The sequence below is a fragment of the Microbacterium testaceum genome (assembly GCF_003075375.1).
GTDB classification, from domain to species: domain Bacteria; phylum Actinomycetota; class Actinomycetes; order Actinomycetales; family Microbacteriaceae; genus Microbacterium; species Microbacterium testaceum_E.
Map to the genome: position 1 here is coordinate 1 of NZ_QDFT01000006.1, position 12,004 is coordinate 12,004.

The 12,004-nt window shown below is 71.2% G+C and carries 11 protein-coding genes and 1 pseudogene; 6 read left to right on the forward strand and 6 right to left on the reverse strand.

Translation table 11 applies throughout. The features are described 5' to 3' along the window. A pseudogene (locus tag DC432_RS03585) lies at positions 1-494 on the reverse strand (aminoacyl--tRNA ligase-related protein); the annotation flags it as partial. 43 nt (positions 495-537) lie between these two features. On the opposite strand from DC432_RS03585, the gene DC432_RS03590 reads away from it, so the two are divergent. Then, positions 538-1,923 (forward strand): molybdopterin dinucleotide binding domain-containing protein, encoded by a 1,386-nt coding sequence (locus tag DC432_RS03590; protein WP_243393015.1) that lies wholly within the window; start codon positions 538-540, stop codon positions 1,921-1,923. Positions 1,924-2,248: 325 nt separating this feature from the next. Here the strand turns inward: DC432_RS03590 and DC432_RS03595 are convergent, their stop codons facing one another. Next, positions 2,249-3,244, reverse strand: coding sequence for a glycerate kinase family protein (locus DC432_RS03595; RefSeq protein ID WP_116536723.1), 996 nt, complete (start codon positions 3,242-3,244; stop codon positions 2,249-2,251). A 138-nt stretch (positions 3,245-3,382) separates the two neighbouring features. On the opposite strand from DC432_RS03595, the gene purL reads away from it, so the two are divergent. Both purL and DC432_RS16325 read left to right on the forward strand, forming a co-directional pair. Continuing rightward, the gene (gene purL / locus DC432_RS03600; protein ID WP_116536724.1) at positions 3,383-5,722 is read left to right on the forward strand and encodes a phosphoribosylformylglycinamidine synthase subunit PurL; all 2,340 of its coding nucleotides are present in this window, start codon (positions 3,383-3,385) and stop codon (positions 5,720-5,722) included. A gap of 86 nt (positions 5,723-5,808) precedes the next feature. Continuing rightward, positions 5,809-5,946: a hypothetical protein gene (locus tag DC432_RS16325; protein WP_165801169.1), complete on the forward strand. Its 138-nt coding sequence runs from the start codon at positions 5,809-5,811 to the stop codon at positions 5,944-5,946. Between the two features lie 43 nt (positions 5,947-5,989). Here the strand turns inward: DC432_RS16325 and DC432_RS03605 are convergent, their stop codons facing one another. After that, complete coding sequence (locus DC432_RS03605) at positions 5,990-6,685, reverse strand: potassium channel family protein (RefSeq protein WP_116536725.1); 696 nt, start codon at positions 6,683-6,685, stop codon at positions 5,990-5,992. Further along, positions 6,678-8,015: a TrkH family potassium uptake protein gene (locus DC432_RS03610; RefSeq protein ID WP_243393016.1), complete on the reverse strand. Its 1,338-nt coding sequence runs from the start codon at positions 8,013-8,015 to the stop codon at positions 6,678-6,680. The genes DC432_RS03605 and DC432_RS03610 overlap by 8 nt, the downstream gene beginning before the upstream one ends. Before the next feature lie 162 nt (positions 8,016-8,177). Here DC432_RS03610 and DC432_RS03615 point away from each other — a divergent pair, with 162 nt between their 5' ends. Beyond that, positions 8,178-9,161 carry a hypothetical protein gene (locus DC432_RS03615; protein ID WP_116536727.1) on the forward strand — a complete coding sequence of 328 codons (984 nt, stop codon included), beginning with the start codon at positions 8,178-8,180 and terminating at the stop codon, positions 9,159-9,161. A gap of 32 nt (positions 9,162-9,193) precedes the next feature. Continuing rightward, positions 9,194-9,916, forward strand: coding sequence for a hypothetical protein (locus tag DC432_RS03620; RefSeq protein ID WP_116536728.1), 723 nt, complete (start codon positions 9,194-9,196; stop codon positions 9,914-9,916). A 7-nt stretch (positions 9,917-9,923) separates the two neighbouring features. Here DC432_RS03620 and DC432_RS03625 read toward each other — a convergent pair whose 3' ends face one another. After that, on the reverse strand, positions 9,924-10,184 hold the full coding sequence (locus tag DC432_RS03625) for a DUF3253 domain-containing protein (RefSeq protein ID WP_108318779.1): 261 nt from the start codon (positions 10,182-10,184) through the stop codon (positions 9,924-9,926). A gap of 47 nt (positions 10,185-10,231) precedes the next feature. Here DC432_RS03625 and DC432_RS03630 point away from each other — a divergent pair, with 47 nt between their 5' ends. After that, positions 10,232-10,963 (forward strand): YqjF family protein, encoded by a 732-nt coding sequence (locus tag DC432_RS03630; protein ID WP_116536729.1) that lies wholly within the window; start codon positions 10,232-10,234, stop codon positions 10,961-10,963. A 94-nt stretch (positions 10,964-11,057) separates the two neighbouring features. Here the strand turns inward: DC432_RS03630 and DC432_RS03635 are convergent, their stop codons facing one another. Beyond that, on the reverse strand, positions 11,058-11,963 hold the full coding sequence (locus DC432_RS03635; RefSeq protein WP_116536730.1) for a glycine betaine ABC transporter substrate-binding protein: 906 nt from the start codon (positions 11,961-11,963) through the stop codon (positions 11,058-11,060). Between the last annotated feature and the right edge of the window lie 41 nt (positions 11,964-12,004).

The following is a 12,004-nucleotide window of genomic DNA, read 5'->3' on the forward strand; positions in this document are numbered from 1 at the left end:
GGTCGGTGACGGTGCCCGAGGTACGGACGCAGCACCTCGGGCACCGTCACCGACCCGTCGGCGCGCTGGTGCGTCTCGAGCAAGGCCACGATCCAGCGCGTCGTGGCGAGGGTGCCGTTCAGCGTCGCGACCGGCTGCGTCTTGCCGCCGTCCGCCGGGCGGAACCGCGTCTCGAGACGGCGCGCCTGGTAGGTCGTGCAGTTCGAGGTGCTGGTCAACTCGCGGTAGGAGTCCTGCGTGGGGACCCACGCCTCGATGTCGAACTTGCGCGCCGCGCTCGAACCGAGGTCGCCGGCGGCGACGTCGATGACCCGGTACGCCAGGCCGAGGTCCTGCAGCATGCCCTCTTGCATGGCGACGAGACGATCGTGCTCGGCCTCGGCATCCGCGGGATCGGTGTAGACGAACATCTCGAGCTTGTTGAACTGGTGCACGCGGATGATGCCGCGGGTGTCCTTGCCGTACGAGCCGGCCTCGCTGCGGTAGCAGGTCGACCTGCAGGTGCGTCCGGGCGGCGACCTCGCGCTCGTCCGCGGCATGGCGAAGGTCGTGTTCGAGGCATCCGAGACCGATCCGACCGCGCTCGACCAGGACTTCCTCGACCGGTACACGACGGGACTCGACGAGTACCGCACGATGGTCGAGGCGACGCCGTGGTCGGAGCTCGTCGAGCAGGCCGGGCTCACCGAGGCCGAGATCCGCGGCGCGGCCGACGTCTACCTCGGCGCGAAGCGCACCGTCATCAGCTGGTGCCTCGGCGTGAGCCAGCACCAGCACGGCGTCGACACCGTTCGCGAGATCGTCAACCTGCTGCTCCTGCGCGGCAACGTCGGGCGCAAGGGCACCGGCCCCTCGCCCGTCCGCGGGCACAGCAACGTGCAGGGCAATCGCACCTGCGGCATCAACCACAAGCCGACCGAGGAGTGGCTCGCCAAGCTCGACGAGGTGTGCGGCATCACGTCGCCGCGCGAGCCCGGCCTCGACACCGTGCACACGGTGGCCGCTCTGCACCGCGGCGACCTCAAGGTGTTCCTCGGCATGGGCGGCAACTTCGTGCGGGCGGCTCCCGACACCAAGCTGACCGCCGAGGGCATGGGCCGGTGCGAGCTGACGGTGCACGTCAGCACCAAGCTCAACCGCAGCCACCTGACGCACGGCAAAGAGGCGCTGATCCTGCCGTGCCTCGGTCGCACCGAGCGCGACGAGCAAGAGAGCGGTCCCCAGTCGATCTCGACCGAGGATGCCATGAGCTCCGTCATGCTCTCGCTCGGCTCCCGCAAGCCGGCGTCTCCCCACCTGCTCAGCGAGCCCGAGATCATCGCCCGCCTCGCCCGTGCCGTGATGCCCGCGTCGGCGACCCCGTGGGAGTGGTACGTCGGCGACTACGACCGCATCCGCGACGTGATGGCCAAGGCGCTGCCCGGCTTCGAGGGCTTCAACGAGCTCGTGCGCCAGAAGTACGGCTTCCGCATCCCGCAGCCCGCGCGCGAGCGCGACTTCCGCACGCCCTCGGGCAAGGCGGAGTTCTCGCACGCCGACCTTCCGAACGTCATCCCCGAAGAAGCCGACGTGCTGGTGCTGCAGACCATGCGCTCGCACGACCAGTGGAACACCACGATCTACTCGGCCGACGACCGCTACCGCGGCGTGCGCAACATCCGCGAGCTCGTCTTCATGAACCGGCGCGACATGAAGGAGCGCGGCATCGCCGAGGGCGACCTGGTCGACATCGTCGCGACCTCGCGCGACGGGTCGGTCCGCAGCATCACGGCGTTCCGCGCACTCGAGTACGACACCCCGCGCGGCAGCGCCGCCGGGTACTTCCCCGAGATGAACGTGCTTCTCGGCCCGGACGACTACAGCCGGCAGAGCGATCAGCCGCTGATGAAGGACATCCGCGTGCGCATCGCCAAGACGGCCTGAGTCCGCGGGCGCCCCGCCGGCGGGGCGCCCGCGCTCTCGACGCACCGCACGTTTCTCGGAGAATCGCGCGTTTCTCGGAGAAATCCCCCGCGATTCTCCGAGATCGGTGCGTTTCTCCGAGGAACGCGCGCGGATCGGGCCGGCCCGCGCGCTTCCTCGCGACGCATGCTCACCACCACAGCAGGCTCGTCCCCGGCGGAACCTGCCCACCGGCATCCCCCGTTTCTCGGGAGAAGTGCACGGTTCTCGGACGATTCGGCGGCTTTCCTCCGAGATCGGTGCGTTTCTCCGAGAAACGCGCGCGGATGGGGCCGACCGGCAGTCCTCAGTCGCCGATCGCCGCGAGCGCCCGCGCCGTGGCGACGCGAACGGCCTCCGCCGGCTGTTGAAAAGCACGACGGATGCCGACCACCTCGGCGACCGAGACCACACCCCGCGCCCGGGCGTCGTCGGCGACGACCCCGGCGACCACCACGGCCGTCACACCGCCGGCCGCGGCGAGCGCGAGCACGTGGCCGGGACCCTTGCCCGCGAGCGAGGTCGCGTCGAACGCCCCCTCGCCGGTGAGGACGAGATCCGCTCCGCGCAGCGCCTCGCCGAGTCCGGCCACCTCGGCGACGTGGGCGGCCCCGTCGACCACCTCCGCTCCGGCGGCGAGCAACGCGCCCGAGAGACCCCCGGCCGCCCCGGTGCGCGGCACCTCGCGGACGTCGCGGCCGAAGCGCTCGGCCCACTCCACGGCATCCGTCTCGAGCCGCGCCGTCAGGCGCTCGACCATCGCCGCATCGGCCCCCTTCTGCGTTCCGAAGACGCGCGCCGCGTCGGTGAAGGCCGTGGTCGTATCGGTGAGCACCACGACCCGGCCCGGGCGGAAGGGGACGCGATCGCCCAGCGCGTCGAGCGCGCCGCGTCCGCCGTCGGTCATCGCCGAGCCGCCCATCCCGGCGACCACGCGCCTGGCGCCCGCGTCCAGGGCGAGGGCGATGAGCTCGCCGACACCGCGGCTGGTCGCGGCCCAGGGGTCGTTGGCATCCCGTCCCCCGGCGAGGACCAGACCGGATGCCGCCGCCGACTCGATCACGGCCGCATCGGCGTCGAGGCGCCAGGCGGCTCGGACGGGGCGGCCGAGCGGGCCGGTCACGGTGTCCCGGCGGTTCGCCCCGCCGAGGGCTTCGAGCGTGCCGTCGCCGCCGTCGGCCATGGGGATGACGCGGATCTCCGCGTCGGGCCAGCGGTCGTGGACGGCGAGGGCCATGGCCTCCGCCGCCTCGCGGGCCGTGAGCGTGCCCTTGAACTTGTCGGGGGCGATGACGACGCGCATGAGCGTTCCTCCCCACCCGGTGCGCCGGATCCTCGGGGGCCAGCCTATGGCGGCGCCCTCGATCACGGCCCGGGCGATGTCGGTGCGCCCAACTAGACTGACTCCCGTCCGGCCCCTGCGATCTTGGAGCTCAGCCGCGTGACCACCCCGAACCCCGCCGCCCGTACCGCCCTCGCCGACACCGTCGAGAACGCGATCGCCACGCCCGAGAAAGAGCAGCCCTACGGCGCCCTCGGCCTCAAGAGCGACGAGTACGCCCAGATCCGCGAGATCCTCGGCCGCCGCCCCACCAGCGGCGAGCTGGCGATGTACTCGGTCATGTGGAGCGAGCACTGCTCCTACAAGTCGAGCAAGATCTACCTGCGCCAGTTCGGCCAGAAGGTCAGCGACGAGATGAAGACCCGCCTCATGGTGGGCATGGGCCAGAACGCCGGCGTCGTCGACGTGGGCGACGGCTGGGCCGTCACCTTCAAGGTCGAGTCGCACAACCACCCCAGCTACATCGAGCCCTTCCAGGGCGCGGCCACCGGCGTCGGCGGCATCGTCCGCGACATCATCTCGATGGGCGCGCGTCCGGTCGCGGTCATGGACCAGTTGCGCTTCGGGGCGATCGACCACCCCGACACCCCGCGCGTCGTCCACGGCGTCACGAGCGGCATCTCGTTCTACGGCAACTGCCTGGGCCTGCCCAACATCGGCGGCGAGACGGTCTTCGACGCGGTCTACCAGGGCAACCCGCTCGTCAACGCCCTCGCGGTGGGCGTCATGCGCCACGAGGACATCAAGCTCGCCAACGCCACCGGCGTGGGCAACAAGGTCGTGCTCTTCGGTGCCCGCACGGGCGGAGACGGCATCGGCGGCGCGAGCATCCTGGCATCCGACACCTTCGCCGACGGCGGACCCACCAAGCGCCCCGCGGTGCAGGTCGGCGACCCGTTCGCCGAGAAGGTGCTCATCGAGTGCTGCCTCGAGCTCTACAAAGACGACCTGGTCGAGGCGATTCAAGACCTCGGGGCCGCGGGCATCTCGTGCGCCACGAGCGAGCTCGCCGCCAACGGCGACAGCGGCATGAAGGTCGAGCTGTCGAAGGTGCTGCTGCGCGACCCGTCGCTCACTCCCGAAGAGATCCTCATGTCGGAGTCGCAGGAGCGCATGATGGCGATCGTCGCGCCCGAGAAGCTCGATGCTTTCCTCGCCGTCGTCGGCAAGTGGGACGTCGAGACGAGCGTCCTGGGCGAGGTCACCGGCGACGGCCGTCTCGTCATCGACTGGTACGGCGAGCGCATCGTCGACGTCGACCCCTCGACCGTCGCCGTCGACGGCCCGGTCTACGAGCGTCCCGTGGCGTACCCCACGTGGATCAACGCCCTCAACGACGACACCGCCGCGAAGCTGGAACGGGCGACGGATGCCGACACCCTCCGCGCGCAGTTCACCACCCTGGTCGCCAGCCCCAACCTCGCCGACACCTCGTGGATCACCAACCAGTACGACTACTACGTGCTCGGCAACACCGCGCTGAGCTTCCCCGACGACGCCGGCATGATCCGCGTCGACGAAGAGAGCGGCCTGGGCTTCGCGATCGCGACCGACTGCAACGGCCGTTACAACCAGCTCGACCCCTACAACGGCGCCAAGCTCGCCCTCGCCGAGGCCTACCGCAACGTCGCCGTCACGGGCGCCGTCCCGACGGCCGTCACCGACTGCCTCAACTTCGGCAGCCCCGAGAACCCCGAGGTCATGTGGCAGTTCAGCCGTGCCGTCGAGGGTCTCAGCGACGGCTGCCTCGAGCTCGGCATCCCGGTCACCGGCGGCAACGTGTCGTTCTACAACCAGACGGGCGACCAGCCGATCCACCCGACCCCCGTCGTGGGCGTCATGGGCATCATCGACGACGTCGCCGCGCGCATTCCGAGCGGCTGGCAGGATGCCGGCGAGAACCTCTACCTGCTCGGAACCACCGCCGACGAGCTCGACGGCTCGCAGTGGGCGGGCACGATCCACGACCACCTCGGCGGTCGCCCGCCCCGGGTCGACCTGGCGCAGGAGCGCAAGCTCGCCGAGCTGCTGCAGGCCGCCGGTTCGCAGTCGCTCGTCTCGAGCGCGCACGACCTCTCGTCGGGCGGCCTGGCGCAGGCCCTGGCCGAGGGCGTGATGCGCTTCGGCATCGGAGCCCGCGTGTGGCTCACCGAGCTCATGGAGCGCGACGGGGTGGATGCCACCGCGGCCCTGTTCAGCGAGTCGACCGGCCGTGTGCTGGTCAGCGTCCCCCGCGAAGAAGACGTCAAGTTCCGCGGCCTGTGCGATGGCCGCGGCTACCCGGTGCTGCGCATCGGCGTGACCGACGTCGAGCCGGGCACCGAGGCATCCCTCGAGATCCAGGACGTCTTCACGGTGCCGCTGTCCGAACTGCGCCGCCTGTCGACCGAGACGCTCCCGGCGGTCTTCGGACCGACGATCACCGAGCCCGTCGCCTGAGCCGCTCGCCGCGCGGGCTGCTCCGGTCCGCGCGGCACCGGTGACCCCCGCCCCACCCCCGACACTCCCCCGAGAGGAGACGCGCGATGACCGATGACGACGACGACATGACCGTCTTCAGCGACAAACGCCAGAAGCGCGTCAAGATCACCGCGTGGATCGTGATCGGTGCGCTGGTGCTCACCGGCGGCGGCGCCACGGTCATCTCGCTCATCCTCGGCTGAACGCCCGCGCGAACGGACCTTCGCGCGCAGGGCGACGGCCGCGCTACACGAGTGCGGCGAAGCGCTCGGTCTTCTCCACGGGGCCGATCACGATCAGCAGGTCGCCCTCGTGAATGACGGATGCCGCGCCCGCGGCGTGCCACTGCCCGTCGGCGTGGCGCACCTTGACGATCGTCACCCCGTGGCGACGGCGCACCGCGGACTGCTCGAGGGTCTGACCCACCAGCTCGCGCGGAGCCACGGTCTTCGCGACGACGAGGTCGCGATCGAACTCGACGTAGTCGAGCATGGCTCCCCGGACGAGGTGGGCCACGCGGCGTCCCATGTCGGCTTCGGGGTAGACGACGTGCTCGATGCCGAGCTGCTCGAGGATCAGGCCGTGCTGTTCGCTGATCGCCTTGGCCCAGATCGACCGCGTTCCCATCCGCTTGAGCAGCGAGGTGGTGAGGATGCTCGCCTGGATGTCGGACCCGATGCCGACCACCACCCGGTCGAACTCGGCGATGCCGAGCTGCTCGAGCGCCGCCTGCTTGGTCGAGTCGGCCCGCACCACGTGCGTCAGGACGCCGTTCAGCGACTGGACGATGTCCTCGTCGGTGTCGACGCCGAGCACCTCGCTGCCGCTGCGCGCGAGCTCGGTGGCCAGCGCGCCGCCGAAGCGCCCGAGGCCGATGACGGCGATCGAGGTGGCCGCGTTCCCGCGGGCCCGCCGACGGCTGAAGAACGTGTTGTTATCCAATGATCGGACGCTCCTTCGGGAGTTCGTACATGCGCTTCTCGCGCGTCAGCGCGAGGGCTGCGCCGAGCAGCACGGGGCCGAGACGGCCGATGAACATCAGGGCGATGAGGATGAGCTGCGCGAGGGGAGGAAGATCCGCCGTGATGCCGGTCGACAGGCCCACCGTGGCGAAGGCCGACACCACCTCGAAGAACACGCGCTCGAATCCGTAGGGGCTCAGCAGCATGATGGCGAGCGTCGACCCCACGACCAGGGCCACCGACAGCAGGGCGACGGTCAGCGCCTCGCGGTGCGTGGAGCGGGGCAGGCGCTTGCCGAACATGTTGACCGCGGTGTCGCCACGGAGTTCGGCGAGCACGATGAACAGCAGGACCGCGAACGTCGTGATCTTGAGGCCGCCGGCGGTACCCGCCGGGCCACCGCCGATGAACATGAGGATGTCGGTGACGAACCAGCTCTCGGGCAGCATCTGAGAGACGTCGATGGAGTTGAACCCCGCCGTCCGCGGCATGACCGACATCGTGAATCCCGCGAGCAGTCGCCCGGCGGGGTCCAGGGGGCCGAGCGTCGCCGGGTTCGACCACTCCAGGGCGGTGAGGACCACCGTCCCGACCACCAGCAGCACGACGGATCCCACCAGGACGGTGACCGTGTTGAGCGTCCACTTGCGGGGGAAGCGGTAGCGACGCCACAGCTCCATGATCACGGGGAATCCGAGGCCGCCGATGATGATGGCCGCGCAGATCGGCAGGCAGATGAACGGGTCGGTGGCGAACGAGATGAGGCTGTCGCTGAACAGCGCGAATCCGGCGTTGTTGAAGGACGAGACCGAGTGGAAGACGCCCAGCCACACCGCCCGCGCGAACGGTTCGTCGTACGCCAGCCAGAACCGCCCGGCGAGCAGGACGGCCACGACCGCCTCGGTCGCCAGGGCGATGATCGCGACCCCCGTGAGCACCCGACGGACGTCGCCCACCGCCACCGTGTGGGTCTCGCTCACCGCGGTCAGACGGGTCCGCAGCCCGAGCCGCCGCGCGACGAGCAGACCGAGCAGGGTCGCCAGCGACATGACGCCGAAGCCACCCACCTGGATCAGGACCATGATGACGACCTGACCGAACGGCGACCAGAAGTTCGGAGTGTCGACCACGATGTGCCCGGTGACGCACAGGGCGCTCGTGGCCGTGAAGAGGGCCTCGAGAAGGGTCGCCGATCGCTCCTGGGTCGCGACCGGCAGGCTCAGCAGGGCGGTCCCCACCGCCAGGGCGCCGCCGAACGCGAGGGCGATGACCCGGCCGGGGGTGAGAAGAGCCCCGCGCCGTCGCTCCACGCGTGTCCCGTTCCTCACCGGGATACGATCTCACACCCCTCGCGCCCGCTCTCACGGCGGGGCCCCACCCCGGGCGGAAACCGTTGCGCGCGGTCGGGTCGCCTCTGCGGATTCCGGCCCGACGCCCAGCCCACTGTCGGAGCCCCGACGTAGCATGGGGGCGTGGAACCGCTCCTGGCCCTGTTCGCCGAGTGGTGGTGGATCGGCCCGGCAGCGGCCGGTGCGGGCACCGTCGGCTGGGTCGGCGTGCGCCGCTCCCGCCGTCGCGCGCTCCCGTCGGGCGCCACGACCACCGGTGACCGCGCCGTCCGCGTCTGGGCCACTCGTCCGATGGGCAAGAGCGCCGCGCGTCGCCTCGAGGTGGATGCCGCCGTCCTCGACCTGCAGATGGCGCGCAACGCCGTCACCCGCGGCCGCGCCGACGTCAAGGTCGCCGACGCCGAGGTGGTGCGCGCCCAGGCGGAGCGGGCGGCATCCCGTGTCTCGAACGACGTCGTCTCCGCCGCTCGCGCTCGATTGGTCGACGCGCAGCGCGACCTGCGCGCCGCCGTCGCCGAGGTGCGCGCGCGTCGAGCCGGGCTCAAGGCGGCCAAGGCCATGCTGCCCGCGATCCGCACCGGCAGTGCGCCGCTGCCGGTCGCGCGCCTGCTCGCCGAGCACGACGCGATCCTCGCGAGGTGGATGGCCTACGAGACCGATCCCGCCCTCGCGATCGACTATCCGGCGATGAGCGACTCGCGTTCGCCCTTGCTGGCCGACTTCCTTCGGGCGCACGAGCGGGCGCAGTGGGTGCGTCCCGCGTCGGTGCAGACGCGCCTCGCGCCCGCCGACTACCTCGCCTACCGCGACGCGGTGCGGCGCACCGCTCACGCTTTCGATCGCGCCGAGCGCGCGGCCCGTGGCGGCACCCCGCCGAGCATCGAGGGGAGCGACGCGTGGAGTCGGGTGGCATCCGACCTCGCCGAAACCGCCCAGCGAGCCCTCGCCCGCTCGATGGAGTCGATGGGCCGCGCCGCGGCACGCAGCTGGACCGAGCGCGGCGCGAAACGCGCGTCCAAGGGTGCTCGGGCGTCCACCCCGCCGGCGCCGGAACGCACCCCCTGGCCGCCGCCCGCACGGGATCGTCCGCAGCCCCCGCGTCCCTGATCAGCCGCGGCGCGAGCGCGTAGCATGGCGCCGTGCAGGACTTCTGGAACTTCGCCGGCCACTACTGGTGGCTCGTCTTCCCGCTCTTCGGGATGACGATGGGCGCGATCAACGCCCGTGTGAAGCACCGTGAGGTCACCGCGCGCCGCCGCCACAAGGAACAGCTCGAACTGCTCGCCGCTCAGGCGGGGTCCCGTGCCGAAGCCCCCGCCGCCCCCGCGGCCCTGGACGCCGCCGGCGACGGTCAGCGACGCGCCGAGCAGTCGCACGACGACGTCACGCACCGCTGGCTCGAATACGAGCTCGACGCGACGAAGCTCATCACCTACCCCGCGATGAGCGACGGCCGTCAGCCGTTGACCGCCGCCTTCCTGCGCGCGAAGAAGGTCGCCGACAACCTGCGTCCCCGCCCGGACGAGACACTCCCCGCCGACCGGTTGCGCGAGTACCGCGACGCGGTCACCGACTACGAGGTGGCCTTCGAGGTCGCCGAGCGCGACGCGCGCCGCGTCAAGGACGCCGCCTTCTCTCCTGACGAACGCAAGCGCCTCGACACCGCCAAGCAGCTGCTCACCGTCGCCACGGACCAGGCAGCCACTCCCAACGAGCGGCAGCTCGCCTACCGACGCGTGCGCGAAGAGCTCGACGGTCTGATCTGGCTCAGCGACGAGGCGGTCGACGAGCTCGAGAAGAAGGTCGCCCTCGAGCTCCCCGCGCCGCGGGCGTCGACGACGCCGCCCGAGCCCGCCGCCTGAGCGGCGCTCAGCGCCTGCGCCGGATGCGCACCGGCCCGCGCGCGGTGGTCACGTCGACCACCTCGCCCTTCTGCGTGACCTCGACCTCGCCGCGCTCCACCAGCTCGTGGGCCGCGTCGCGGGCCGGCTGCATGAGGTCGCGCCAGTCGTCGCCGCCGACCGCGCGCGCCGCCTCGGACGGGCAGATCGTCTTACCCGCTCCCCGGGCGGCGAGGAGTTCGCGGATGGATGCCACGAGCCGGGGGTCCGCACCAGACGACGGGGTCATCTGTCCAGTCTCCCCCCGCGCTGTGACGCCGGGGTCAGAATGAGCCGGTGATCACCGAGCGCCATGCCCCCGACCTTCCCGGCCGCGCCGTCATCGCGCAGCGCTGGAACCGTGCGGTCTTCGTCCACTGGCGGGTGGATCCCGCCGACGTCGCGCCGCTGTTGCCGCCCGGAACGCGACCCGATGTGCACGACGGGTCGGCGTGGGTGGGTCTGGTCCCGTTCGTGCTGAGCGAGTTCCGCTTCCTTCCGCTGCCGCCGGTGCCGTTCGTCGGCACCTTCACCGAGATCAACGTCCGCACCTACGCGATCGACGACGAGGGTCGTCGCGGGGTCGTGTTCCGCACGCTCGAGGCCGAGCACCTCGCACCGGTCGTCGCGGCCCAGGCGTTGTTCGGCCTGCCCTACCGGTGGGCGCGAGCGGGCGTGCGCACCGACGGCGCGCGCATCGAATACCGCTCGCGACGTCACGGTGGCGGGTACCCGGGCACGCGGGTGCGGGCCACCCTCGGCACCGACACGGTGGACGACGACCTCTCGCGGTTCCTCACCGCCCGGTGGGGTTTCCACGAGCGTCACCTGGGCCGCACGATCTGGGCGGCGAACAGTCACGAGCCGTGGCCCCTGGTCACCGCCGAACTCGATGTCCTCGACGACCAGCTCGTCGCCGACTCCGGCTTTCCGCAGCTGGCCGGTCGTACGCCCGACTCGGTGCTGGCCATGCCCGCCGGGCACCCCGGCTTCATCACGCGATTCACCGCCGCGCACGCGATCCGCTGACGAGCCGTGGCGGCGGGTGCGCGGGACCGTCTCGCGGGGACTGCAACGGCCCCCTCCACCACACCGGTGAAGGGGGCCGCCGCACGTACCCGCCTCAGCTGCGCTGCGTCGAGAACGCCTCGGGGTTCTGCTCCAGCCACGCGTCGACCGCCTCGGCCTCGCGGCCCTCGCCGAACTCGTTGACGACGAGGTCCTCGAGCGAGCCGTACTGCTCGTCGTCCAGCTGGATGCCGGCGATGAGCTCGGCGGCATCCGGGTACTTCTCGGCGAAGCCGGCGGTGCCGAGGAAGTGCAGCGCCTCGGGGTCGCCCATCAGACCCTGGGGGTCGGCGAGGTCCTTGACGTCGTAGGCGTCGTTGGCCCAGAAGGGACGCCACAGCGTGACCGCGATGTCCTTCTGCGCCGCGATCGCGTTGTCGAGCTCGGTGAGCATCGCCGCGGTCGACGAGGTGACCAGCTCGAAGTCGCCGTCGAGTCCGTAGCCGGGCAACATGGTCTCCTGCGTCTGCTTCGTCAGCCCCGCGCCCGGCTCGATGCCGTAGATGCGCCCGTCGAAGCGCGCCGCGTTGGCCTGCAGCTGCTCGATCGAGTCGATGTCGACGTAGCTGGGCACGGCGATCGTCAGCTTGGCGTTGTCGTAGTACGCCCCGAGGTCCTCGATGTCGTCGCCGTAGCGGTCCATGTACGACTTGTGGGTCAGTTCGGGCCACGCCGAGGGGTAGATGTCGACGTCGCCCTGGGCGAGACCGGTGTAGAGGGGACCCGCCTCCGTGAGCGTCTGCATCTCGACCGAGTAGCCGAGCTTCTCGAGCTGGTCCTCGAGCAGGTAGGCGGTGCTCAGGCCGTCGGTCCACGACGGCAGGAAGCCGAGCGTGATCGTGCCCTTGTCGCCGCCGCCGCCCGAGCCGCCTTCGGCCATGTTGCCGCTGGCGCATCCGGCGAGGGCGAGGGCGCCCGCGGCTCCGAGGGCGAGTGCTGAGGTGAGGTGTCGCGTGTTCATTGCTGTGTTCTCTTCCGTTTCGTATGTGATTTCCGTGGGAG

What these genes read in the sequence shown, in the direction of transcription:
- DC432_RS03590 (WP_243393015.1), top strand. Translation starts at nt 538, where the DNA reads ATGGCGAAGGTCGTGTTCGAGGCATCCGAGACCGATCCGACCGCGCTC.
- DC432_RS03595 (WP_116536723.1), bottom strand. Translation starts at nt 3,244, where the DNA reads ATGCGCGTCGTCATCGCCCCCGACAAGTTCAAGGGCACGCTCACGGCC.
- DC432_RS03635 (WP_116536730.1), bottom strand. Translation starts at nt 11,963, where the DNA reads ATGAACACGCGACACCTCACCTCAGCACTCGCCCTCGGAGCCGCGGGC.
- DC432_RS16325 (WP_165801169.1), top strand. Translation starts at nt 5,809, where the DNA reads ATGACCGATGACGACGACGACATGACCGTCTTCAGCGACAAACGCCAG.
- DC432_RS03625 (WP_108318779.1), bottom strand. Translation starts at nt 10,184, where the DNA reads ATGACCCCGTCGTCTGGTGCGGACCCCCGGCTCGTGGCATCCATCCGC.